Here is a 23,149-nt window from a genome sequence, read left to right as displayed (position 1 = left end):
TTCTGCCGCCTTTACTCTTTCCCCCTGCATTCAGCTTAAACCGTCTGGCTGTCTGAAACAGGGAGAGAGATGGTGAAAGTACTTCCTTTTCCAAATTGTGATTTAACGCTTATATCTCCACCGTGATCATGGATGATTTCCTTCACAATGGCAAGCCCCAGGCCTGTCCCTCCAATGGACCTGCGATCAGAATTATCCACTCGATAGAACTTTTCGAACAGCCTATCAAGGGCTTCAGGAGGGATCCCCAGGCCTTCATCCTGGATTTCTATCTTAACCCGGCCGTCTTTTTCAAAAACAACCACCCCGACCCTGCCGCCTTCCGGTGAATATTTTATTGCATTATGGATCAGGTTTGTCAGTGCCTGCTCTAATTTTCCGGCATCCCCGATGACAAAATCACGGCCACCCAGGAACTCAAGGCTTAATTCATGGCTTTCTGAATGGACCTTCTGAAGCTCGATTACCTTCTTGATGATTAGCAGCATGGCCAGCTGTTTTTTCTCGTACTCCTGCTTTCCTGATTCCATGCGCTGTATATCAAGAAAATCATTGATTAAATCAGTCAGCCTTCCTGCTTCATTGTGAATAGTTGATAAATATTTTTTCTGGCGGTCGAGTTTTAACTCTCGGTTTAACATTAATTCGGTAAAGCCAAGAATGCTGGCCAGCGGTGTTCGGAGTTCATGGCTGACGGTGCTGACAAATTCGGATTTGATCCTGTCTACCTCGAATTCTTTTGTTATATTGCGATGTACGAATATTGTGCCCAACTTCGTATTTCCATCGAAAAGTCCTTCACAATATACCTTGAATACCTTACCTTCTTTATTTTTATAAATGAATTGCTCCTCGTTAGAAGAATATTTTTCCTGACTGGCAACTTCTGATTTCAGGAAATTAATGAACTCACCAGCCTCTTCAATCGAATCCTCCAAAAGGACAATCCAGTCGGCCCATGAACACCCATCCATTTCTCGAAGCTTTTCCGGGCAGCGGAATAGCTCACAGAACTTTTTATTGACCTGGAGAATTTTCCCCTCCGTATTGACTAACTGGACACCCTCCTGAATTGTGTCAAGGATATCCTGGTTCAAGCGTCTGGCTTCTTCAGATGCTTGATATAAGTTAACCTTGTCCATCGCAATGCCGACATTTTTGGCCATTGCCTCATACTCTTCCATCAGCCGGTTATCAAAAGGCGCATCATTGCGGCTGAATGCCATAACGGCAATCAGTTTCTTCCCTGATAAAAAGATCGGGATATACAAGTCAAATGAAAGGAGGTTTTCCGTATGGAAACCTTTCTCTTCTTCCGCTGCTTGCCTTTTCATGGCAAAAGGCTTTCGGTCCATCTTCAGACGGTCAACCACTCCACTGAATAGAAGATTGTTAAGGAACTGTCCGACTCCTCCAGGTGATATCCCATATGAAGCGTATGATGAGTCTTCGATAAATGCGATGATCCCTTTTTCGGCACCGATGATCGGGCACATATTCAGGACGGCACTTTCCATAACCTCTTGCTTATCAAGAGAATTAGCCAATTTGTTTATCAGCTCATTCCTGCTGCTAAGCTTCTGCTCATTGTTTTTTACAATTTCAAGAGCCTCCTGAAGTTCCAGCTGCTGCGCATGAAGCTCATCCTGCTGGGCCACTAGCTCTTCGTTTTGCGCAAGCAGATTTTGTTCGTTTTCCTGGATTCCCTCTAGCATGCGATTGAAGGCGATCGATAGTACTCCAAGTTCATCATTACGGTCTTTTTCGACTTCTATAACCGCTTCCCTGCCATAGGCAATCTCATTGGCAGCTGCCGCAAACCCTGCAAGCGGCCTGGCAATCTCGCTGAACATCAGCCTTGTGATCCGCAGCAGGACAATCAGAAAGGCGAGCACAAACACAACAAAACCGAATTGGACATAGGACTGGATTTTCTTAAGTTCATCAAAATTTGCATCGATTTGGTCATTGATTGCCTCATTATATTCGTTGATGTCTGCCATGAAGGCCTCGATTTTATTTGTTGCTCCTTCATTCGCAGCGGCTTTGACGGCCTCAATATTCCCTTTTTCAAATTCTCCAAGATTTACAGGCAGAGCTTCTGTAAAATAATATTCTCTGAACTTGTCAACCTCATTTAGAAATGACTGATCTTTAAAGTCTTCTTCCATTTCTTCAAGCTCTTTCATAGAATCCAGGATCTGCGGCTCCTGCTCAAGAGCGTTATCCTTCAAATTTTCCGAACCATAGGCAAAATAACCGCGGACATCCATGAAGGCCTGTAGAAAAGCTTCTTCCATATCCTGAACTAGACGTTCTTTGTCTTCAAGCTGTCTGTTCTTAGAAGTATATTCTTCATTCAGCTCGTAAAAAGAATACAGCAGGAGTCCAGCCAGCAGCAAGAATGCGCCAATGAAAACCCCCATCAGGAAAATGTATCGACGGACTATGCTATTCTTATTGAATTGTATTTTTTTCATTAAGTATGTCTCTCACTTTTCCCAATAGTTCAAGCGGGCTGAATGGCTTGGCCATAAAATAATCAGCCCCTGCTGCAATCACTTGTTCCTGTTCTGAAAGCTGGCTTTTCGCTGAAAGCATCATGATCGGGACATCCTTATTGATGCCTTCCTGCCTTATTTTGACGATGACTTCGAGACCTGAATATACCGGCATCATATAATCAAGCACAATCAAATCATATTTTCCATCCTTCAAAAGATCCAGCGCTTCCTGGCCGTCTCCAGCTTCAACCACCTGAAAATCTTCATCTTCAAGTGTATCAGTAATCAGCATTCTTAAAATTTCTTCATCCTCAGCCAGCAAAATTCTTTTCATCAATTGTTTTCCTCGTCCCCTGCTTTTTCAAAAGTTTCTTTCATGATGTTATAGGATTTTTTCAGCCGTTCATAATACCGCGGTTCTTCCCAACCCTTCCATTCGTAGAAGAACATGCTGTCTATTTTGGATTGACTCTCGGGCAGTACAGTAATATTTTCTCCTGTTGAAACCAATGCTGCAGCCACACCGATTCCATCGATGTATTCACTTCCAGACAAGCCTGTTTCGTAAAGATTGGCGATGATCTCTTTCGTACTTGGATCCTTAACATTCAAAAGCTGCCATGGAATCCTGATTTCCACGGTCCTATTATCGTCGCTAATACTTATATCGGTCAGCGAATCAAAACTTTCATCTTCCGGATTTCCAGTCCCTAACTCCAGTTTGCCTGTCTCATATGACTGAAATGGCACTTTCCTTCCACTTTCAGGAAGAACCATCTCCTTGTTGAGCGCAAGTCGAATTGGATGAAACATCCCATTGTTTTTTTCGTCAGCCTTTTTTACCTCGGGAATCATTTTCAACGTTTTCCCGTACTGATAGTAGAACAAGTCATAATAACTGTCGACAAGGATTCTTGACTTCTCTGGCCCTTTAAGTTCTATGATAAAATCAATGCCTTGTTCAGAGTCCATTTCCTGACCATCATCCAGTAGGACGCGGTGCTGCCCCTGTCCTGGAATGGTATCAAGGAAGAGGTAGGCGAATTGCTCTTCCCAGTCAAAAGCATCCTCAAGGTCAAGCCTGAAATAGACGGATGATTCATCAGAGGTTGCAAACACACTCTTGATTGCCCCGGTGTTCGAATCACTTAGAGGCTTAATCCTTTTCTTTTCCCAGTCACCTTTTCTTCCATCCACAAGCATAGGCAAGCTTTTTTTGCCCGGCTCGAAGCTCAATAGTCCAAAATTTTGTTCATTCGTTTGGCGATTAGACCAAAACGGCCGGCGGTTTGGATTATCATAATCCATCGTGTTCCATGTCCGTTTGAACCATTCATCCTGCCATGCGAACACTAGCCCTCCAGCAGCACCTTCATCAACCATTGAATTGAACATGGAACTGTTCATTTCACCCTGCTGCTGCTCATTCAAAGAGCCCTGGTTCATTCCAGAATCATTTTTATGGGTCTGGCCTCTTGACGAAGGGACACCGAATTCCGCGATCAGGACTGGCATTTCATGGGCTTGGATCAAATCTCTCAAATAACCGGCATAATGATTCGTTCTTCCCTGCTGATCCTTGTAATTCTGATAGCTTTCATCATAGTTCAAAAAGTCCGGATAGTAGGGGTAAACATGATACGAGGCAAACATTCCGGCTTTGAACTCTTTATTTTTTTGTATATGGTTTGGATTCACTGAAACCATGTCTTCCGTTTCAAGCGGTTCACTCGGATGCTCCAGTAAATCGGTCGTAACCCAATTCGTGAAGCTGATACTGTGCTGCCACCGATAGTGCTGTGTTTCGTAGCCAGCTGTATATTCCATCATAGCTGCAAGCCAGTTTTCAAAAGGCTCTGCATTTTCCGTCCTGAAATAAGTCCCAGAGAATGGCTCCATCCCATTATTGATAGTGTTCGTGCTCAGGACAGCTCCTGGATCCCACTCTATTCCTATGATGAATCCCAGAACGTATGGGGAAATATCGTATTCATATTTTCCGGATGCATGGCCGGGGCTTGGTGCTATATCTGCATTTCCATGAACAATATCCACCATTTGCTTAAGCTCGCGCTTGAAATCCTTCACTACTTCCTTGGAAAAAGCATTCTGGGTTTCGACAATGATTTCTTCATTCACCCATGCACCATGGAACAAATATAAAGGTTCTTTTGCCAGCTGATTATATTCGTAGAAAGCTTGATAGAATTCAGGAGGATGCAAAGTGTAAATCCGGATCGCATTCGCATTCATACTGCCAATCAACTTGAACCAGCGGAAGTACTCCTCCTTGGTAATAGCCGCTTCACCAGGAAAGGCCCCCGGCTTGCCCATTCCGATGTTAGCGCCTTTTATCAGGATGTCCTCCCATTTACCATTCTTTTGGATTTGAATCGAATCAGCCGAGTTGCTGCTGTAATACCGGATTTCCCCAGCAGTGGCAACTTCAAGGTCTGCTGCCTTCCCGGATGATTCATGTAAGCCATTTGAAAGAATCTCTTTTATCATCGGTACATAGGCTGACCAGTAAAAAGACCGTTTTCCTTCGACGGCTTTTTTCCAGGAAGTTAACCCTTTAGTTTGGTAGATATCCGGAACCTCTGCCTCATCTGCATAATCTCCGGCAAAATAATAGGCTGAATATTTTTGATTTTGGTGATAAATCACAGCAGGAAACTGGTCTGGAATCCCGTAACCCGCCATTTCAGTTCTGGCCTCATCCTTGATAGGCAAGTGATAACTGGCCATCACCTCATTAACATCCAATGGCTCAACGATATCGAACCAATAGGTGTAGCTTGTATCAAGGTCAGAGCTGAAATGCTCCTTCCCATTTTCGGTTAGCTTGAAATCCAGTCCTTTACCTGAAAGCTTTGTTTGGTCAAGAACAGCCACATAATCTTCTTCATTGACAAATACTAATCCCGGACCGGAAAAATCCCATTCCTTGTTCTGCGATTCATATTGAGTGATGATCCAACGTGGGACTTCATTTCCTTCAAGCTTCGTGAAATATCGGCCCGTCCAGCCACTCCAGCGGACATTTAGCAGATTGGTCATTTCCTTCCTTGCCGATTCTTCAGTCGGGCTCCCGAAGGTGTTGAATTCTGAAATCAAAGTCTTATTCCCCTCTAGCAGCTCTCTCTCTAACACTTTGACATCTTCAAGCTGCAATCCGCCATACAGCTGTTTCGACCTTTTGCCGGTTTCATTTTCACCGTGGAACTCTTCTTCATACACTCCATACAGATCTGCTAGATAAATGACATTATATTGGTCCAGATTTTCAGGAATTGTTTCTCCGGAAAAAGTGTCATGATTCAAATGCTTGAATCCGATATAGTCTGAAGCAGCCGAATAAGGGCTGCCATCAGACTTTATATACTTTTCATTGTTCAAAACCCAGGTTAGTCCTTTATGTTCCCGATAGTCCTTATCCGGTACGGTTTTATCGACTATCAAAATATCCAATGTTTCTTCCGGTTTCAATTGCCAGAGCCAAAAAGGGCTTGAGAGGACAGATACTGTTAAAAAAACAAAGCCCAGGACGAATACATGAGAGTGCTTGTCGAAAATTGATTTCATTGTGATACACCTTTTCTTTTCATTTCACCCCAGCCGCTTTCGCCCCGGATCATTTGCCAGACACCCTGGCAGCGCCAGAACACTGTGAGAGGCCGATACCAAATCGTTTCTGTTAATGAATAGAGGAATAGCTTAAGCAAATCAGATATTCTGGGATATTTTCTAAGGCTCCATTCTTCCAGCAAAATCGCGAATGCTGAAAAGATCGATCCATACAAACAGGACAACAGGAATATTAATATCGCAAACTCAAGATAAATTCCTCCTGCAAACAAGGAAATGACGATATAAATATAACCTGAAAGCTCGACGATGGGCCCGAGGAATTCCACTATCCAGAAATAAGGAAAGGAAACGAATCCAATCAATCCATATTTCGGGTTGAAAGTCAGCTTCCTGTGGATCCACAGGCTTTCAAACAGCCCTCTATGCCATCTTCGCCTTTGCCGCTTCAAATATTTCGTGCTTTCCGGAACCTCCGTCCAGCAAACCGGGTCCGGCACATACACAATCCGTTTCTTTTGCTTTGTTTCTTTCAGTAGCCGATGGATCCGGACTACAAGCTCCATATCCTCCCCGACCGTATCGGATCGGTATCCTCCAGCCTGTACCACCCAGTGCTTGGAGAAGACACCAAAGGCACCTGAGATGATCAGCAGCAAATTATGTCTGCTCAGGCCAATCCTTCCCATCAAAAAGGCCCGCAAATATTCGATTACCTGCATGATCACCAGTGGATTTTTGGATAATCCAATTTTAAGAACTTCGCCATTCCTTATTTCACATCCATTGGCAATACGGATGCTTCCGCCAGAGGCAATAACTTCTTCGTTTGACTCGATGATTGGCTTCATCACCTTTAAGAACGCATCTCTTTCAAGGACTGAATCACCATCCAGGGAACAAACATATGGATAATGTGAAAAGTTCAGTCCGGTGTTCAGTGCATCTGCTTTTCCCCCATTATCCTTGTCAACCAGGTACAGATTAGGAAGTATTTGAGACTGATAAACTTTTTTTATGTGTTTAGAGTGAACCTGCCTGCGGATCACTTTCTTGATTTCCTTCATCTCATACTGCTCAATCAGGACGTCCACTGTCCTATCAGAGGAACCATCGTTCACTACAATAATTTCAAATACCGGGTAGTTAATACTGAGCAGTGAGCGGATACTGTGGACAATCCCAGCCTCCTCGTTAAAAGCAGGCACAATGATGGAAACTGGCTTTGTATAGATATCCTCAGCATAATCGCCAAAAGACTTCTCCCGATCCAGCCTGTATTCTTTTCTTAGCTGAATGACGGATATAAGCATGACAACAGAATAGAAGGTGATGACGACAATCATATAGATTAAAATGAACCATGAAAAATAAACACCGATGTCCTGCAGATTCATGATTGATAGACTCCTTTATTCATCCATTCCCATGCCATGTCTTTCGCAAAGGAATCGCTGCTTGAATCAATGACCTGCTGAAGGATCTTTTTGCCTTGCGGGAAACGAGTGATGGATTGACCTGCCTGGGAACGCACCCACCATGATGGATCCTGGAGAAGCTGTACCAGTCCATGAATGGCTTCATCACACTTCATTTCACCAGCTAATCTAGCAGATAGCATCCGTTCTTCCCAATTCGGCGAACTCAATAAAGGGAGGAAATTTTTCGCATTGTTGGTATGGCCAATTGCTGCAAGAGCCTTCAAGGCCCGAACCCGCTCCTCTCCACTGCTGTTGGAAAAAGTAGATTCAACAAAGTTAAGGTAGGCGAGGTTCTTTTTCAACCCTACAAGATCAATGATGGCGAATTTTAATTGAAGCTGACTGGAATGATACCCGAGCATGAATTGTTCCAGGCTTTTTTCATCAAGCCTGGAGAGGATGTTTCTGTACTCCAGATAGGAAAGTTCTTTATATTCTTCCGTTACTAATCTGTATATTTCTTTATCCTGAATTTGAGCCAGAAAAGACAATCCCTTTATTTTTTCCTCTTTCGTCACCCTTCTTCGCTTCAGCATGGCTTGAATGTCTTCCTTTACGCTTTCCATATGAAATGCCTCAATATGAAAAAGGGCATTCATTCTGGTGCTCCATCTGTAGCTTGACAAAGCCCTTCGATACCCCTCGCCCAGCCTGGTTTCGGCCAGCAGATTCAGGTTCTGCTTCTCTTCAGTTCCTTCGAGGATGTCCGAATAATGGCTGAGGAGTTCTTCCATAGCCAGCTTTTTCGCTTTCGTATCTGCCTGTAATGACCGCAGGAAATCTCCCGTCAGGATGGAATGAAGGAGCTTATCATTCATCTTGGTTTTATTTTCCTCGACTTTTTTTCGAAGCCGAATCTCCGCGGCCTTCCTGGCGATCAGGTAGAATAGCAATAACAAAAGGATGCCCATCAGCCACTCAAAGACCGTCAGTAAAAACTTGATATCATCGTGTATCATCTAAAACATCCTTTTGATCAGCCTTTGGATTCTTGCCTGCAGTTCCGTTATGCTGAAAGGCTTTGTCACATAATCATCAGCACCAAGCTTCAATGCCCGAGCGATATCATATTCCGACTTTCTGCCAGTTAGCATCAGGACATGGACCCCGCTGGATTGAGGACTATTTTTAACCTTGTCCAAAACCTCGATTCCATCCATGACAGGCATGACACCATCGAGAATGAGAAAATGCTTGCCCTTCTCGGTGAGACGCTCTGATTCAAAAAACTTCTCTCCATTTTCAAAGGATTTGATATTTAACTCTACTTTTTCGGTATCAATCGTTTGGAGGACCCTGACCAGTAGCGTACGGATAATCGCATCATCATCAATGACAGATACATGGAGAATGTTATTTGCGGGCTGATCGGATACATTGGCCCCCTGGACTCTTGAACGTCCTTTTCCCTTTGCTTCGTAAAGGGCATGGTCGGCCATTTTCAGGATATCCTGGCTTGCTTCGGCCGGATTATCTACCATATAGACCCCTGCCGAAAAGCTGAGATGAAAAGTTTTGCCTTGTTCGTCAAACTCCATTGACCTAAATTGATCCAAAATCCGGTTGATCACGTCGATTGCTTCTTGGCAGTTTGTCCTTGGAAGCAGGATGACAAATTCCTCTCCTCCATATCGGAAGATAATATCGCTGCCTCTAAGGTTTTTTTTCAAAAAGTCAGCAAAAGCTTCGAGCACTTTATCACCGGTGAGATGACCATATGAGTCATTTATATTTTTAAAATAATCGAGGTCCAAAAGGGCGATCGAGAATACACTATTTGACCGCTCCAGCTCTTTTAAATAACGCTCAAGTAAATCGAATAGAAATCTTCTATTATACACCTTTGTCAATTCATCAATCAGGACAGATTCGTCAAAGATTTGCTTTCTCTGCAATTGCCTCTTGATCCGGACACCGAATTCTTCCAAGTTAACAGGCTTGCCAATAAAGTCATCAGCTCCCATTTCATATGCCTTGATTCTCGTTAGACGGTTATTTTCAGTGCTGAGGATCACTTTCGGAACAAATTGTTTATGATTATGCTGCTGGATGTTCTCTAAAATCTGAAACCCGTCTATTTCAGTAAAGTCGATATCGATGACCAGACAATCTGGTTGAAGGTCATAATAGAGTGAGAGTGCTTTCTCCGGGTCTGAACTCGTCATCACCATCCAGCCATTCTCCTCCAGTGCTTCTTTCATGAGGATCAGCATCGAGATATCCTCACAAACCATTTGTACGACAGGAAGTTCAGTATCCGATGGTTCAGCTATTTTCAAGTCTGTTTCCTTGAAATGTTCGTACTGATAACTCAGGCTGACGAGTTCGAACAGAAATTCCCTCAGCTCGCACTTTTCCCATTGTTCCTGTGATTTCAATTCAAGCTGATCCAGAAGCTTTGAGGCAAGATGATAGAGCCCGCCTAACTGGATTGTTCCTGCCGTACCTTTCAATGAATGCAAAAAGCTATAAACATCTTCGTTTTTGATTACATCTGTATTGTTCAAATCAAACCATTCGGAAATCTGTGCTTTCATCTTTTCAAACAGGAGATTCTGGTATTTTTCAATCGCCAATTTCCACACCTCAATATTAAGTGGCAACAAGTTTTGTTTATACTAATTTTAATTTTAATCTAGCACATAGATGATTATAAATCATCCTTTGGTTTGCTAGTAAAACTTTCTTGTTTTCAATCCTTTTAAACTTGGTGCTTCTCAACAAGGATCAAAAACCAAGTTTCCTAGTCGAAACAGCAAAAAATAGAAACGGCAGACAACTTTTATGTTAAAGTAAAAGTAATATATTTGAATAATTTGTCTTTTCAGCGAATTTATTTTTGATGGAGTACGTTGCTCCTTGTTGACAGGAGATTAAACTATGGACCAATTAACCATTCTTGTATTGAATCTGATCTTCATCCTGTTTTCTACATTTGTGTTCCAATACATTCTCATTAACAAATATACAAATTTATATAGGAAGCACGCCAAACTCTTCGTTATTGTCCTAGGTGGAATTCAGATCCTCTTTTGTATGTCTTTCACGGTGATTGGCAGTGCTGATTTCATCTTTGACCTCCGATTGATCCCTGTTGTCGTCGGTGGCTTGTATGGAGGTCCGGTCGTAAGCATCCTGCTTTTCATCATAGTTGCAGCCGCAAGGATACCCTTTGGTGGTAACGGTGTGTGGATCAATTTTTTCAATATGCTAACGATCACCATTTTAACCATTTACCTGTCCGGAAAGTTCAGGTCTTTCCCGCTTTCCAGGAAGTTATATACTGTTGTGGCAATCGCCCTTTCCTATACGGTCCTCATTTTCCTGATGAAGGCGGCGGTGTTTGACGACCTGTCAAAGTTTCAATTCATGCTCCTATACGGCCTGGCCCTTTCAGGCGGGATTTTTATTGTTACTTATTATATTGAGATCATGAGACAGAACCAACTTTTACATAAAGCTGTATTAAAATCTGATAAGATTGAAGTCGTGTCCCAATTGGCTGCGAGTGTCAGTCATGAGGTCCGTAATCCGCTTACGGTCACACGTGGTTTTTTGCAAATGTTGAAAGATCCAAGCATTGATGAGGAAAAGAGGCTTTATTATTTGAATACAGCCATTGATGAACTGGACCGTGCAGAAACAATTATCAAAGATTACCTTAATTTCGCAAAGCCACAATCGAATAAGGCATCATTGATCAGTGTTAAAGAAGAAGTAGAAAAAGCTCTTGAATTAATCCTGCCTTACGCCAATCATTTCTCGGTAAATATAAAAAAGGATTTAATGGCAGGAATGAACATCTCCGGAGAAACTGTCAAATTCCATCAATGCATACTCAATATCATCAAAAATGGTATTGAAGCAATGCCAAACGGCGGTGATCTTGTGATCAGCTGCCGGGAGATGGCAAACAATCATGTATCGATAACCATTGAAGATACTGGATGCGGCATGTCACCGCAGCAATTAGCCAAAATTGGCGAGCCTTATTTTTCAACAAAGGCCGAAAAAGGTACTGGACTCGGGATGATGGTCGTGAATAACATCATTCAGGAAATGGGCGGTACGATGGATGTAAAAAGCAAACTTAACGAAGGCACCATATTTAAGATCACATTGCCGCTTTATGATACAGAAAAACGGGAGACGTAATATTCTCCCGTTTTCCTATTCCTCTATTAAATTCAAGACTGGAACGTCCCTTTCTACATCAGGTTCCGATTTAGAATAAATCCTCGCCATTTTGCTTTTCTCATCTACATGCTGGATAATGACTGGCGTTCCATCATACGTCACATTGATCATATCTGCTGACTCAACGATTTCTTTCGCCCGGCCTACATTCATTGCTGAGTTCCTCCTTCTTGGTAACAAACATAATTTATGCTTAATCATGTTCTGCTATCCAAAAAAACGGCTTAGAAATTAAATCCTGAAGTTGAGTCGAATCACATTCGCTTTTCTTAAAGTGTCGTAAATAATCACGATGATCGGACCGATAAAAATACCGGCAATCCCGAAAAGCTTGAGTCCAATATACATGCTGACCAATGAGGCAAGCGGTGATATGCCCAGGTTGGTTGAGTAAATCTTTGGCTCGATCACCCTGCGGACAACAGTAATGACCAGGAACAGGATGATCAATCCGATTCCTAAAAAATGATTATCCTGTAAAATGGCAATGACAGCCCAGGGCACAAGAACAGACCCTGTTCCAAGGATCGGCAGAATATCGACAATGACAATCAATAATGACAGCAGTCCTGTATATTTAACACCCAGAATGCTCAGGCCCGCCATAGCCATGATAAAGGTGACGGCACTCAAGATCACCTGGGCTTTTAAAAAGCCTATACCCGCCTTGTTTAACTGGCTTCCAACAAGGAAGACCTTCTGCCTGGTCTCTTCTCTTAAGTGAGACTCCAGCTTCATTTTTATATTAGGAAGTTCAAGACTGAACAAGAATAACGCAATAAGATAAACAAGAAATTCAATCATGAATCCTGGTATGGCCGTCAGTAAGTTGATTGTGCCGGCTATGAATTGCTGTAAAAGAGAATCAAGTGTATTAATATTCGTTTCAATCGTCGTCTCGATTTGGTCTGTGACTTCATCAGGGAAGTTTTTGGAATAAAATTCCCACTTGCCCATCATTGGAAGTATGGCCGTCCTGTAAATATCCCTGACGAATGTAGGAGTTCGCTCAGATAAGGATACCGCCTGATGAGCAATCATTGAGACAAGATTATATCCAATCACACCAAGGAAGACCACATAGCCGATAAAGATACCAATCACAGCCTGTAGACGCTTAAATGAAAATCTTTTGATAATCCATTGAACCAATCCTTCGAGCATGACTGCTGTTAGCATAGCAAAAATGAGCGGAAGGCTATATGGTACAAGGAAAAAAATTATTACAGCAATCACTGCAATCAATAGCCATTTTTTCCACATATTATTGATACTCCCTCTAAGGTAAAAAATAAAACATTAGCTTTAAAAATACTATATACCATCTTTGGTTTCTCCGCTAATTTTTTTCATTAGTACTTTTGGGCAAAATTAATGGGTGACTCCTTCATCTGGAGGGTATAAAGGTTAAAAACAGTTAGCAGGAGGTATTATGTCAGAACATATGGGGAAATTTCAGGCACTTGGCATTGAATTTTATCAACAGCCTACCCTTGAATTGGCTGTTTCCTTGCTTGGATGCACTTTGGTGAAAGAATCTGAAGAAGGAACAACTGCAGGGATAATCGTGGAGACGGAAGCCTATATTGGCCCGATGGATCAGGCAGCACATAGTTATAATAATCGCAGGACAAAGAGGACGGAGGTCATGTTCCACCGGGCCGGACTTGCTTATACTTATGTCATGCATACCCATATTCTATTCAATGTAGTCAGTGGAAAAGAAGGCAATCCAGAGGCTGTGCTGATTAGGGCAGTGGAACCACTTGAAGGCCAAGATCTAATGGTCAGGCGGCGAGGCATGGAGGTATCCCCCAATCTCACCAATGGTCCCGGGAAGCTGACAAAAGCAATGGGCATAAAGATGTCGGATTATGGGCATCCCTTAACAGAGAAACCGCTATACATCACCGGAGGGTTCGTGCCTGAAAGCATTTCATCAGGCAAGAGAATTGGAATCGATAACTCCGGGGAAGCAAGAGACTATCCATGGCGCTACTGGATCACCGGTAACCGCTATGTTTCCCGGCACCAGAATGCTGAAAAAATCATCCTGAACTGAGGGGGATCAAAATGAAGAAAAAAGCCATTTTCCTGGACAGGGACGGGGTCCTTAATGAAGTACTGTCCCACCGGGTTAAATTCGTCAACCGGCCGGAAGACTTATACCTTCTAGAAGGGGCAGCAGAAGCCGTTGCAGAATTGAGCAGGGCTGGCTATGAGATATTCGTCGTCACCAATCAGGGTGGCGTTGGCCTTGGATTCCTAAAGGAAAAGCGCCTTCAGGAAATCCATGTACATATGATTAAGATGATCAAGGAGCATGGCGGCCATATCAAGGAGGTTGCTTACTGTCCCCACAAACCGAAGGAAGGGTGCGAATGCCGCAAACCCAACCCCGGAATGCTGATTGACCTTGCCAGCAGGCATAATCTTGAATTGACAGGAAGTGTCATGGTCGGCGATCACGAACGTGATATCGAAGCCGGCAAAAAAGCTGGCTGCAAAACAGTCTTCATCGGGACGGAAGAAACAGCTGCCGATAAGAAAGCCCCTTCCCTCCAAGCAGCCGTTCCGTTGATTTTAGAGCTCTTGGAGTAAGGGTTTCACATCATGAATGAAGTGTTGGTTTTAAGAAATACAAACTGGTTTTTGCATGAACATTAGCAATTGAATAAGCATGCAAAAAGCTCAGTAAAGTGGTGCGGAGCCAGACCATCAAGTTGTGCTGAAAATAAGCGGAGAAATTTCGCTTATTACGAAATAGCATTGAATATAGCTTAAATAGGCGGAAAGATTCTGACTAATAATCAAAAAGCGCAAATTCCCGTGATTTTTCTTTGCTTAGCCGGAAAACCTCCGCTTATACACCCCCAACTCGGCTCGATTTTGCAGTCTAACCGGAAATCTCCGGTTATTATATAAAAAAGCAGTCCGAATTCATTTGGACTGCTGCTTTGATCGTTAAGGGAAATCCAGATTAACCTGATGTATTTGTTTATGCTCAGCTAGTACTCTGTCCTATATTGCCGCTATGTTGGCTAAAGACCGGCCGAGTTCGAGTGCCTGGCGATTGATTTCCAAAAGAGAGTGCTTTTCCGGAGAAAGCACTTTTTTCAATGCTTCCAAAATGGAGTCATCAGACAGTATGCCTGTTTCCTCCAGGAACGCTCCAAGCAGGATCATATTTGCGACTTTTGGATTCCCTAGCTCGTTCGCCTTGTCGGTTGCATCAATATTTAAAACTCTTATATCAGTTCTTTCTGATCCTTTTGAAATCAAAGATGAGTTCACTATTAATAACCCGCCAGCTCTGACCATCGGTTCAAATTTTTCATATGAAGGGTTATTCAGCACGATCGCTGTCGTCGGTCTGGAAACGAGCGGAGAACCTACCTGTTCCTCGCTGACAACGACTGCACAGTTTGCAGTTCCCCCTCGCTGCTCGGGACCGTATGAAGGCAGCCATGATACAAACTTTCCTTCCTTCATCCCAGCATAAGCAATCAACTGGCCCATCGACATGACTCCCTGGCCGCCAAAGCCGGCAATCAATATTTCCTCCATCAACGAACATCCCCCTTCTGTGCATCCTTATACACACCAAGAGGATAGGCAGGTACCATATTATCCTTTATCCAATCCAGCGATTCATTTGGATCAAGTCCCCAGTTTGTCGGACAACTGGAAAGGACTTCGACCATAGAGAAACCGAGTCCTTGCTTCTGTGTTTCAAATGCTTTGCGGATTGCTTTCTTCGCTTTGAGGATGTTCGGTACATCATGCGTTGAAACTCTTTCAATATAGGCTGTTCCATCAAGGGTTGACAGCATTTCGCTCACCCTGATCGGCAAACCCTGGATGCTCCCATCCCGGCCGAATGGAGTCGTGGCCGTTTTCTGGCCAACCAATGTTGTCGGCGCCATTTGTCCTCCAGTCATTCCATAAATCGCATTATTCACAAAAATGACAGTGATGTTTTCACCTCTTGCAGCAGCATGGACAGCCTCGGCAATTCCAATTGAGGCAAGGTCGCCATCTCCCTGGTAGGTAAAAACAAAGCGGTCAGGCAAAACGCGCTTGATGCCTGTTGCGACAGCCGGGGCTCTGCCATGGGCAGCTTGGGTCATATCACAATTGAAATATTCATAGGACAGGACAGAGCATCCAACAGAAGCGACTCCAACTGTATCCTCCAGAATCCCCATTTCCTCGAGTACTTCGCCTACCATCCTGTGGATGATTCCGTGCGTACAGCCGGGACAATAGTGCGTCTGGTTATCCGTCAATCCGGATGTTTTCTCAAACACGGTCTTCATTATCATACCTCGACACCCCCTGCCAGTTTGATTATTTGGTCATAGATTTCCTCCTGCGTAGGTACGACCCCGCCAGTACGGCCAAAGAATGAAACCGGGGCCCGGCCCTCGACAGCAAGCCTGACATCCTCAACCATTTGGCCTGCACTCATCTCTACTGATAGATAGCCCTTTACCCTGTCACGTGTTTCAATGAACGGCTGCTCAGGGAATGGCCAGAGCGTGATCGGCCGGATCATTCCGATTTTCAGTCCGTCCTTCCGTACTTTATTGATTGCATTCATGGCAATCCTTGCTGCTGTTCCGTAAGCAGTTACGATATAATCAGCATCTTCGGTTTCAAATGTTTCGTATCTGGATTCATTTTGCTTGATCAAGGCGAATTTTTTCTGTAAAAGTTCATTCCGTTTTTCAAGCGCATCGGCATTCAATTCAAGGGATGAGATAATTCTAGGTTTTCCATCACCGCGGGTACCGGTCGTAGCCCATTCCTTCTGTTCCGGCTCTCTTTCACTTAGCTCTTTGAACTCAACAGGTTCCATCATCTGTCCGAGCATGCCGTCTCCTAGCAGGATGACGGGCGTCCGGTAGCGGTCAGCGATATCAAACGCCGCTTCTGTCAGGTCAATGATTTCCTGTAATGTGGACGGAGCCAGTACAGGCGTATGATAATCACCATGGCCTCCTCCTTTTGTCACCTGGAAATAGTCCGATTGCGCAGGCTGGATATTGCCAAGTCCAGGACCTCCACGGACAACATTCACAATCAGGGCCGGCAGTTCTGCACCAACCAGATAAGAGATTCCTTCCTGCTTCAGGCTGAAACCCGGGCTCGATGATGATGTCATTACGCGCACACCGGTTCCGGCCGCTCCATATACCATATTGATCGCTGCAACTTCACTTTCCGCCTGTAAAAATAACCCGCCAACCTCGGGAAGCCTTCTGGCCATATAGGCAACGAGCTCACTCTGCGGTGTGATCGGATAGCCGAAAAAATACTTGCAGCCCGCATGGACAGCAGCTTCCGCGATGACTTCGTTGCCCTTCATAAGTACTTTCCCCATTGTCAAAACTCCTTCGCTAAACAGATTTCCTTACCTTTTCTGGCCTATAGACAGTGATGACCGAATCCGGACACATTTGGGCACATTTGCCGCAGCTGATGCAATTTTCCTGGTCTGTCACAACTGCCGGCCGGTAGCCTTTTTCATTCAAGTAATCAGCAAGATAAATCACATTGGTTGGACAAGCATTCACGCACAGCTTGCATGATTTGCAGGTTTCCTCGTTAAAAACAACTCTCTGCTCCACCACTTTTGCCTCCTTTACATTTCCCATGGCAATTTTAAATACCTCGTAACTACTTTCACCGGGGATTCCGTCTCGATTCCGGCAATTTCAGCTGATAGATGCTCGGGCACCATCGTGGTCAACAAAGGAATACCCAATTGATCTGCCAGCTCCTTGCTTAACGCCAGCCCCTTTTCAACATCCTGAATGGTCGTCTCCGATCCTACATTGGAGTTATTGATGATTCCTGTGATTTTCAGCCTCGAGGCTGCCTCGATTTTTTGCAATGTCTCCACCGCCCCCTCCAGAGTACTGACATAAGGCCGGTTGGCGTTCAAGATAAACAACACCTCAAGCTTCATATCTTTCCAATCGTTATAAAATTGCCCTAAAGCTGTTGCTCCATCTTTATCCCCGCCAGCATCGACGATCAGCTTATATTCCGGGTCATAAATCACCCTGCCCATATCTCCAGGAACAATCGGCAAATCTGCAGCAGCAAGCCTTTCAGCCGGTGCAATCAGTTCTATTCCATTCTGGTCAAAAATTTCGCGGGCGTCCCGCGCACGATAATATGGATTCACAATGTCCAGGTCTGCCACTGCCGTCCTGGCATTCGTTTTCTTTGCCTCCAAAGCTAGATTAATGGATATCTCCGTTTTACCGCTGCCGAAATGGCCTGTAATGATGGTGATGTCCGCTCCTTTTTTCACCGGTTCCCTCCTCCCTGTTGAAAGCGTTTTCATTTTATGTCAACTCCATTATATAAATTTCTGCATGTCTTCTCTTTGATAAAAGTCACGTTTTTCGTAAAAAGTGTTTGAAATCAACTTAAAAAAGGAGCTCCAAGAAAGAACTCCTTTTTTAAGTATTATATAGCAAAGCTCAGAATCACTTTTTGCGGCATGTCCTGTTCTTCATACACATCTTTTCTCAATCTCTCGCAAGACGGCATCTCATAAGAAAAATCTTCTACTGCTTCAGGTATCAACCCTTCCGCTTTCAGTGTATTAAACACCTTTTGCATCGCATCATCTGTATCCAGGCAATCTTCAGAACCTTCATATTTAAAACAATCAACGCATGTTTCCACGATATTTGCATCAATCTGTTCCTGTATAAATACTAATTTTGCGCCAGCCATCTTCTCAACTTCACGATTTTCCAATTCAATAATCGTCGTTACGTTCATTATTGGCACCTCCATTTGGATTACACTATCATTATAGTAAGTTAATATCCAAACAGGGGGGTTTTGATATTTAGTTCATTTTTTATTCACATATTCTCGTCAAAAATTTGTCAAAAACTCGTTAACAAAGGGATTTCCGATACCCTAATAGGGATACATACGAGGCGATTCCCCGAACCACTTATAATGATATCGCACACAGCGATACTCTTTTCTTTTGACAGCTTTTCTCGCTTTCTCCTCAAACCTGTCTTAAGTTGGGCCCTGCTTTTGACAGCTTTTCTCGTTTCTCCATAAAACCTGTCAAAAGTTTGCTCTTCTTTTGACAGCTTTTCTCGCTTTCCCCTCAAACCTGTCTTAAGTTGGCTCTTCTTTTGACAGCTTTTCTTGTTTTCCCCTCAAACCTGTCTTAAGTTAGCTCTTCTTTTGACAGCTTTTCTTGTTTCTCCATCATACCTGTCAAAAGTTCGCTCTTCTTTTGACAGCTTTTCTCGTTTTCCCCTCAAACCTGTCTTAAGTTAGCCCTGCTTTTGACAGCTTTTCTCGTTTCTCCATAAAACCTGTCAAAAGTTTGCTCTTCTTTTGACAGCTTTTCTCGCTTTCTCCTCAAACCTGTCTTAAGTTGCCTCTTCTTTTGACAGCTTTTCTTGTTTCTTCATCAAACCTGTCAAAAGTTTGCTCTTCTTTTGACAGCTTTTCTCGTTTTCCCCTCAAACCTGTCTTAAGTTGGCTCTTCTTTTGACAGCTTTTCTTGTTTTCCTCTCAAACCTGTCTTAAGTTGGCTCTTCTTTTGACAGCTTTTCTCGTTTTTCCCTCAAACCTGTCTTAAGTTGGCTCTTCTTTTGACAGCTTTTCATGTTTTCCTCTCAAACATGTCTTAAGTTGGTACAAAATAACTTCCGCCAACCTAATAATCAGAAAACAACAAATAGATAAACTTTATGAATTGCAATTGACCTGGCCATGAATCACGTGATACTATCTCTAGTATTATTTAAATCTATAATCTTTCCTTGTATATGTTCGAGAATATGGCTCGGACGTTTCTACCATGCTACCGTAAAAGGCGTGACTACAAGGGACTTTAATATTTGCTATTCTTTTTGGCATCTATTTGTCCTTTGTGGTACTCCGGCAGCATGAACTGCCGGAGTTTTTTTGTTTTCAGCATAAATCAAACAACCAGGAGGACAGCACACATGAAAAACTTTTTCCAGTTCGCTGAACGAAATACAAATTATAAACAGGAAACACTTGCCGGCATCACGACATTTTTGTCGATGGCGTACATTCTTGTCGTCAATCCTTTAATCCTCAGCCAGGCTGGAATGGATAAGGGGGCTGTTTTTACAGCTACTGCTTTGTCTGCGATTATTGGCTCGCTGCTGATCGGCCTGCTGGCAAATTTCCCGATTGGAATTGCTCCAAGCATGGGCTTGAATTCATTTTTCACTTTCACCGTCTGTATCGGCATGGGAGTTGAGTGGCAAGTCGCCCTTACCGGTGTATTCATCGCTGGTATTCTTTTCGTCATCCTCAGTCTATTGAAAATCCGCGAAAAAATCATCAATGTCATCCCTCAGGATCTTAAGCATGCAATTGCTGGAGGAATCGGCTTTTTCGTCGCCTTCATCGGTTTGAAAAATGCGGGGATCATCATTGGCAGCGAAGCAACATTCGTCTCAATCGGCGACCTGACATCAGGCCCAGTCCTGCTTGCCCTGTTCGGCTTCATCATCAGTGTGATCATGATGGTTCGCGGAATCAGCGGCGGCATCTTTTATGGAATGGTGATTGCCACCATCATTGGCATATTCACTGGCTTGATTGAAAAGCCAACAGCAATCGTCGGGTCTATTCCTGATATTTCACCCACATTTGGTGTCGTCTTTAACCATTTGGGAGATATTTTCGCTCCAGATGTCCTTGCCGTCATTTTCACATTCTTGTTTGTCGCGTTCTTTGATACTGCCGGAGCCCTTATTGCGGTAGCCAGCCAGGCTGGTCTTTTGAAGGACAATAAAATTCCCAATGCAGGCCGCGCACTTCTTGCGGATGCGGGTTCTGCGGTAGCCGGTGCAGTACTTGGCACCTCCACAACGGCATCATTCGTCGAGTCATCGGCAGGCATCGCTGTCGGCGGGCGGACAGGTTTCACTTCAGTGATTATTGCGGCTTGTTTCGGGGTGGCGATGCTCTTCTCGCCGATCCTGTCTGTTATCACACCTGAAGTAACCGCCCCGGCACTTATCATCGTCGGTGCATTGATGGCAACTGAAATCAGTAAAATCAACTGGAACAACCTTTCTGTGATTATCCCATCATTCGTGACAATCATCATGATGCCGCTCACTTCAAGTGTCGCAACAGGAATCGCTCTCGGCTTCATTCTTTACCCATTAATGATGGTCGGCATGGGTAACCAGAGAGAAGTCCATCCGATCATGTATGTACTTGGCTTCTTGTTTATTAGTTATTTAGTATATATTTAAAATAAGCCCCGACACTCTATGTAAGAGTTCGGGGCTTGTCTTTTTTAAAGTGTCTCTAATTCTTTCACGATTCCCTCGCAAATTTTTTGCGTCTCCAGAGAATCCTTCGCTGTTATTAAAGGTTCTTTATCGTTGCTGACGGCCTGGATAAAGTCAAAAACAATCTGCTCGAAGCCGCGCTTGTGAAGGGTTGGCTCCCAATCGCTTCCTCCCAGCTTTGTTTCAGACTTATTTTCTTGCAATAAAAGCTCGGATACATTCAAGGCTGTCCGCTTTTCATTTGGTTGGAAGACCTCAACCCTTTCCTCGACCACACCGCTGTCACGGTTCATGATGCCGATTGCAATGCCCTCTTCCGCCTGCAGCTGAATGACTACATGATGCAAAAAAGCACCGTTTTTCTTTCCAGTCACATTGACGCGCTTGATTTGATAGGGAAATAAAAATCTTAGTGTATCCACCACATGGATGAAGTCATCGAGAATGAAATGGCGGATTTCCCCGGGCAGGCTCTTCCTGTTTTTCTGCATGATCACCATATTTGGTTCCTTCAACTCCGCCAGTTGTTTATAAGCCGGTGCATATCTTCGGTTAAAGCCAGTCATCAATATCAAGCCTTTTTCCTCAGCTAGCTCTGTCAACTCCCTGGCTTTTTCATACTCATAGGCAATCGGTTTGTCGACATACACATGGATTCCAGACAAGAGCAGTTGTTTTACAATGTCATAATGTGATTCAGTTGCACTGTGTACAAAAGCTCCCTTAATCCCACTCTCAATCAGCTCATCCAGACTTAAATGAAGATGGGAAAACCTGTACTTGGCACCTAGATTTTTCAGCCTTGCAAAATCGCGCGTGAAAAGATGGAACTCAATATCCCCCTTCTCCGCAAAAATTGGCAGATAGGCTTTTTGCGCAATATCCCCTAAACCAATGACGCCAATCTTCAGCATATGTATTCCCCCTGTAGGTTTGTTATTTCCAGTGTACACAGGAACCTGGCCATAAAAAAGGAATCAGCCTTCGCTTAGACTGATTCCTTTTTACTTACTATTCATTGATCCAGGCGAGGCCGATGGTTCCCTGCCCTGTATGGGTACCGGCAACCGGGCTGAATGTAGTGGTTGTGAAAGATACTTCAGGAAAACGCTGTTGAAGTTCAGCACACCAATCCTCAGCCAATTCCTTTACGTTGCCATGGATGACACTGGCTTCCTTCACATTGACTGAAGACTCTTCAAAAATTTGAAACAGGCGCTCTTTGACCTTTTTTTCTGTCCTGATTTTATCAAAAAGAACTACCTTGCCATCATCGAACCTGACAATCAGCTTTAATTTGATCAAGCTGCCGATAATCACCTGAGTGGTCGATAAACGGCCGCCCTTATGCAGCTGCTCTAAACTGCCCGGTGCCATGTATAAATTGGCCTTATCAGGAAGCGTTTTTAAATATGAAACAATTTCTGCATACGACTTGCCTTCCTTCTGCAGTTCAACGCCCTTTTCAACCATGCGCCCCAATGGGTAGGAACCTATTTTAGAGTCAATTACATCGACTTTGAAATCGACCATGCTTGATGCTGCGACAGATGATTGGAAGGTTCCTGTGAGTGCGCTCGAAGCGTGGATGGCAATCGCATGCTTGTACTGCTCCTTTAGCTTCTGGTAAAGTTCCACAAACTCCCCGATCGCAGGCTGGGATGTTTTAGGAAGGACTTTTGATGCTGCCAGCTTTGGATAGAAATCCTCTGCAGTGATGTCTACACCTTCCAGATATGATTCCTCACCAAAAATAATACTTAAAGGCACAACGTATATATGGTTATTTTTTATGAATTCTTCAGTAAGTCCAGATGTGCTGTCGGTTACCCATGCAATTTCATTTAATGTCGTCATGATTTCTCCTGTTCTTCGTCAAAAATATCGGTGTATATGCTTACATTTCTCATGATATATGAAGATGCCTTATAAGACTATTAGTAATTTTTAAGAATACGATTTATTTGTTAAAAACAATGAAAAAGTTAATAACATGGACACATGTTTCTCATTCCTTTAAAAGGGAAGAATGGTAACAAACCTG

At 43.6% G+C, this 23,149-nt stretch carries 20 protein-coding genes and 1 riboswitch; of the genes, 4 read left to right on the top strand and 16 right to left on the bottom strand.

Going from position 1 to position 23,149, the window contains the following annotated elements:
* Nucleotides 1-35: 35 nt before the first annotated feature.
* Genes RH061_RS05455 through RH061_RS05430 form a run of 6 tightly spaced genes read right to left on the bottom strand, consistent with a single transcriptional unit; the run spans nt 36 to nt 10,158 of the window.
* On the bottom strand, nt 36-2,480 hold the full coding sequence (locus RH061_RS05455) for an ATP-binding protein (RefSeq protein WP_311074480.1): 2,445 nt from the start codon (nt 2,478-2,480) through the stop codon (nt 36-38).
* A complete protein-coding gene (locus tag RH061_RS05450; RefSeq protein WP_311076284.1) occupies nt 2,458-2,838 on the bottom strand; it encodes a response regulator transcription factor in 381 nt (126 codons plus the stop codon). The genes RH061_RS05455 and RH061_RS05450 overlap by 23 nt, the downstream gene beginning before the upstream one ends.
* Complete coding sequence (locus RH061_RS05445) at nt 2,838-6,089, bottom strand: hypothetical protein (RefSeq protein ID WP_311074478.1); 3,252 nt, start codon at nt 6,087-6,089, stop codon at nt 2,838-2,840. The genes RH061_RS05450 and RH061_RS05445 overlap by 1 nt, the downstream gene beginning before the upstream one ends.
* On the bottom strand, nt 6,086-7,489 hold the full coding sequence (locus RH061_RS05440) for a glycosyltransferase family 2 protein (protein ID WP_311074476.1): 1,404 nt from the start codon (nt 7,487-7,489) through the stop codon (nt 6,086-6,088). Before RH061_RS05440 ends, RH061_RS05445 begins: the two co-directional genes overlap by 4 nt.
* A complete protein-coding gene (locus tag RH061_RS05435) occupies nt 7,486-8,532 on the bottom strand; it encodes a HEAT repeat domain-containing protein (RefSeq protein ID WP_311074474.1) in 1,047 nt (348 codons plus the stop codon). The genes RH061_RS05440 and RH061_RS05435 overlap by 4 nt, the downstream gene beginning before the upstream one ends.
* Nucleotides 8,533-10,158 (bottom strand): GGDEF domain-containing response regulator, encoded by a 1,626-nt coding sequence (locus RH061_RS05430; protein WP_311076283.1) that lies wholly within the window; start codon nt 10,156-10,158, stop codon nt 8,533-8,535.
* 295 nt (nt 10,159-10,453) lie between these two features.
* On the opposite strand from RH061_RS05430, the gene RH061_RS05425 reads away from it, so the two are divergent.
* A complete protein-coding gene (locus RH061_RS05425; protein ID WP_311074472.1) occupies nt 10,454-11,728 on the top strand; it encodes an ATP-binding protein in 1,275 nt (424 codons plus the stop codon).
* Nucleotides 11,729-11,743: 15 nt separating this feature from the next.
* On the opposite strand, the gene RH061_RS05420 is transcribed toward RH061_RS05425, so the two are convergent.
* Both RH061_RS05420 and ytvI read right to left on the bottom strand, forming a co-directional pair.
* Entirely contained in the window at nt 11,744-11,923 is a 180-nt protein-coding gene (locus RH061_RS05420; protein WP_311074470.1) for an H-type small acid-soluble spore protein, read from the bottom strand.
* Nucleotides 11,924-12,001: 78 nt separating this feature from the next.
* Nucleotides 12,002-13,033, bottom strand: coding sequence for a sporulation integral membrane protein YtvI (gene ytvI, locus RH061_RS05415; protein ID WP_311074469.1), 1,032 nt, complete (start codon nt 13,031-13,033; stop codon nt 12,002-12,004).
* A 181-nt stretch (nt 13,034-13,214) separates the two neighbouring features.
* Between ytvI and RH061_RS05410 the strand changes: the two genes are divergently transcribed.
* Both RH061_RS05410 and RH061_RS05405 read left to right on the top strand, forming a co-directional pair.
* Nucleotides 13,215-13,832 (top strand): DNA-3-methyladenine glycosylase, encoded by a 618-nt coding sequence (locus tag RH061_RS05410; RefSeq protein WP_311076282.1) that lies wholly within the window; start codon nt 13,215-13,217, stop codon nt 13,830-13,832.
* 11 nt (nt 13,833-13,843) lie between these two features.
* A complete protein-coding gene (locus RH061_RS05405; protein WP_311074468.1) occupies nt 13,844-14,371 on the top strand; it encodes a D-glycero-alpha-D-manno-heptose-1,7-bisphosphate 7-phosphatase in 528 nt (175 codons plus the stop codon).
* 420 nt (nt 14,372-14,791) lie between these two features.
* Here the strand turns inward: RH061_RS05405 and RH061_RS05400 are convergent, their stop codons facing one another.
* The 6 genes from RH061_RS05400 to RH061_RS05375 form a co-directional block, all read right to left on the bottom strand.
* Entirely contained in the window at nt 14,792-15,337 is a 546-nt protein-coding gene (locus RH061_RS05400) for a 2-oxoacid:ferredoxin oxidoreductase subunit gamma family protein (RefSeq protein WP_311076281.1), read from the bottom strand.
* On the bottom strand, nt 15,337-16,095 hold the full coding sequence (locus RH061_RS05395; protein WP_311074466.1) for a thiamine pyrophosphate-dependent enzyme: 759 nt from the start codon (nt 16,093-16,095) through the stop codon (nt 15,337-15,339). The genes RH061_RS05400 and RH061_RS05395 overlap by 1 nt, the downstream gene beginning before the upstream one ends.
* Nucleotides 16,092-17,156 carry a 3-methyl-2-oxobutanoate dehydrogenase subunit VorB gene (locus tag RH061_RS05390; protein WP_311074465.1) on the bottom strand — a complete coding sequence of 355 codons (1,065 nt, stop codon included), beginning with the start codon at nt 17,154-17,156 and terminating at the stop codon, nt 16,092-16,094. The genes RH061_RS05395 and RH061_RS05390 overlap by 4 nt, the downstream gene beginning before the upstream one ends.
* A 16-nt stretch (nt 17,157-17,172) precedes the next feature.
* Entirely contained in the window at nt 17,173-17,403 is a 231-nt protein-coding gene (locus RH061_RS05385) for a 4Fe-4S binding protein (protein WP_031307999.1), read from the bottom strand.
* Nucleotides 17,404-17,417: 14 nt separating this feature from the next.
* Nucleotides 17,418-18,095 carry a nucleotide-binding protein gene (locus tag RH061_RS05380; RefSeq protein WP_311074463.1) on the bottom strand — a complete coding sequence of 226 codons (678 nt, stop codon included), beginning with the start codon at nt 18,093-18,095 and terminating at the stop codon, nt 17,418-17,420.
* A gap of 158 nt (nt 18,096-18,253) precedes the next feature.
* Nucleotides 18,254-18,574 carry a hypothetical protein gene (locus tag RH061_RS05375; protein WP_311074462.1) on the bottom strand — a complete coding sequence of 107 codons (321 nt, stop codon included), beginning with the start codon at nt 18,572-18,574 and terminating at the stop codon, nt 18,254-18,256.
* A 993-nt stretch (nt 18,575-19,567) separates the two neighbouring features.
* Nucleotides 19,568-19,669: riboswitch (purine riboswitch) on the top strand.
* Between the two features lie 104 nt (nt 19,670-19,773).
* On the opposite strand from RH061_RS05375, the gene RH061_RS05370 reads away from it, so the two are divergent.
* Nucleotides 19,774-21,066, top strand: a complete 1,293-nt coding sequence (locus RH061_RS05370) for an NCS2 family permease (RefSeq protein WP_311074460.1) — start codon at nt 19,774-19,776, stop codon at nt 21,064-21,066.
* 44 nt (nt 21,067-21,110) lie between these two features.
* Here RH061_RS05370 and RH061_RS05365 read toward each other — a convergent pair whose 3' ends face one another.
* Nucleotides 21,111-22,019 carry a Gfo/Idh/MocA family protein gene (locus RH061_RS05365; protein ID WP_311074459.1) on the bottom strand — a complete coding sequence of 303 codons (909 nt, stop codon included), beginning with the start codon at nt 22,017-22,019 and terminating at the stop codon, nt 21,111-21,113.
* 97 nt (nt 22,020-22,116) lie between these two features.
* Complete coding sequence (locus RH061_RS05360; protein WP_311074458.1) at nt 22,117-22,962, bottom strand: DegV family protein; 846 nt, start codon at nt 22,960-22,962, stop codon at nt 22,117-22,119.
* Nucleotides 22,963-23,149: the final 187 nt, after the last annotated feature.

The organism is Mesobacillus jeotgali (assembly GCF_031759225.1).
In the GTDB taxonomy this organism is placed as follows: Bacteria; Bacillota; Bacilli; order Bacillales; family Cytobacillaceae; genus Mesobacillus; species Mesobacillus jeotgali_B.
The sequence above is the reverse complement of the archived record's forward strand: the minus strand, read 5'-3'. Positions and strand labels throughout refer to the sequence as shown.

Bases quoted from the DNA above. Each gene is read 5' to 3' on its own strand.
- RH061_RS05455 (WP_311074480.1), bottom strand. From the start codon at position 2,480: ATGAAAAAAATACAATTCAATAAGAATAGCATAGTCCGTCGATACATT.
- RH061_RS05450 (WP_311076284.1), bottom strand. From the start codon at position 2,838: ATGAAAAGAATTTTGCTGGCTGAGGATGAAGAAATTTTAAGAATGCTG.
- RH061_RS05445 (WP_311074478.1), bottom strand. From the start codon at position 6,089: ATGAAATCAATTTTCGACAAGCACTCTCATGTATTCGTCCTGGGCTTT.
- RH061_RS05440 (WP_311074476.1), bottom strand. From the start codon at position 7,489: ATGAATCTGCAGGACATCGGTGTTTATTTTTCATGGTTCATTTTAATC.
- RH061_RS05435 (WP_311074474.1), bottom strand. From the start codon at position 8,532: ATGATACACGATGATATCAAGTTTTTACTGACGGTCTTTGAGTGGCTG.
- RH061_RS05425 (WP_311074472.1), top strand. From the start codon at position 10,454: ATGGACCAATTAACCATTCTTGTATTGAATCTGATCTTCATCCTGTTT.
- RH061_RS05420 (WP_311074470.1), bottom strand. From the start codon at position 11,923: ATGAATGTAGGCCGGGCGAAAGAAATCGTTGAGTCAGCAGATATGATC.
- ytvI (WP_311074469.1), bottom strand. From the start codon at position 13,033: ATGTGGAAAAAATGGCTATTGATTGCAGTGATTGCTGTAATAATTTTT.
- RH061_RS05410 (WP_311076282.1), top strand. From the start codon at position 13,215: ATGGGGAAATTTCAGGCACTTGGCATTGAATTTTATCAACAGCCTACC.
- RH061_RS05405 (WP_311074468.1), top strand. From the start codon at position 13,844: ATGAAGAAAAAAGCCATTTTCCTGGACAGGGACGGGGTCCTTAATGAA.
- RH061_RS05400 (WP_311076281.1), bottom strand. From the start codon at position 15,337: ATGGAGGAAATATTGATTGCCGGCTTTGGCGGCCAGGGAGTCATGTCG.
- RH061_RS05395 (WP_311074466.1), bottom strand. From the start codon at position 16,095: ATGATAATGAAGACCGTGTTTGAGAAAACATCCGGATTGACGGATAAC.
- RH061_RS05390 (WP_311074465.1), bottom strand. From the start codon at position 17,156: ATGGGGAAAGTACTTATGAAGGGCAACGAAGTCATCGCGGAAGCTGCT.
- RH061_RS05375 (WP_311074462.1), bottom strand. From the start codon at position 18,574: ATGAACGTAACGACGATTATTGAATTGGAAAATCGTGAAGTTGAGAAG.
- RH061_RS05370 (WP_311074460.1), top strand. From the start codon at position 19,774: ATGAAAAACTTTTTCCAGTTCGCTGAACGAAATACAAATTATAAACAG.
- RH061_RS05365 (WP_311074459.1), bottom strand. From the start codon at position 22,019: ATGCTGAAGATTGGCGTCATTGGTTTAGGGGATATTGCGCAAAAAGCC.
- RH061_RS05360 (WP_311074458.1), bottom strand. From the start codon at position 22,962: ATGACGACATTAAATGAAATTGCATGGGTAACCGACAGCACATCTGGA.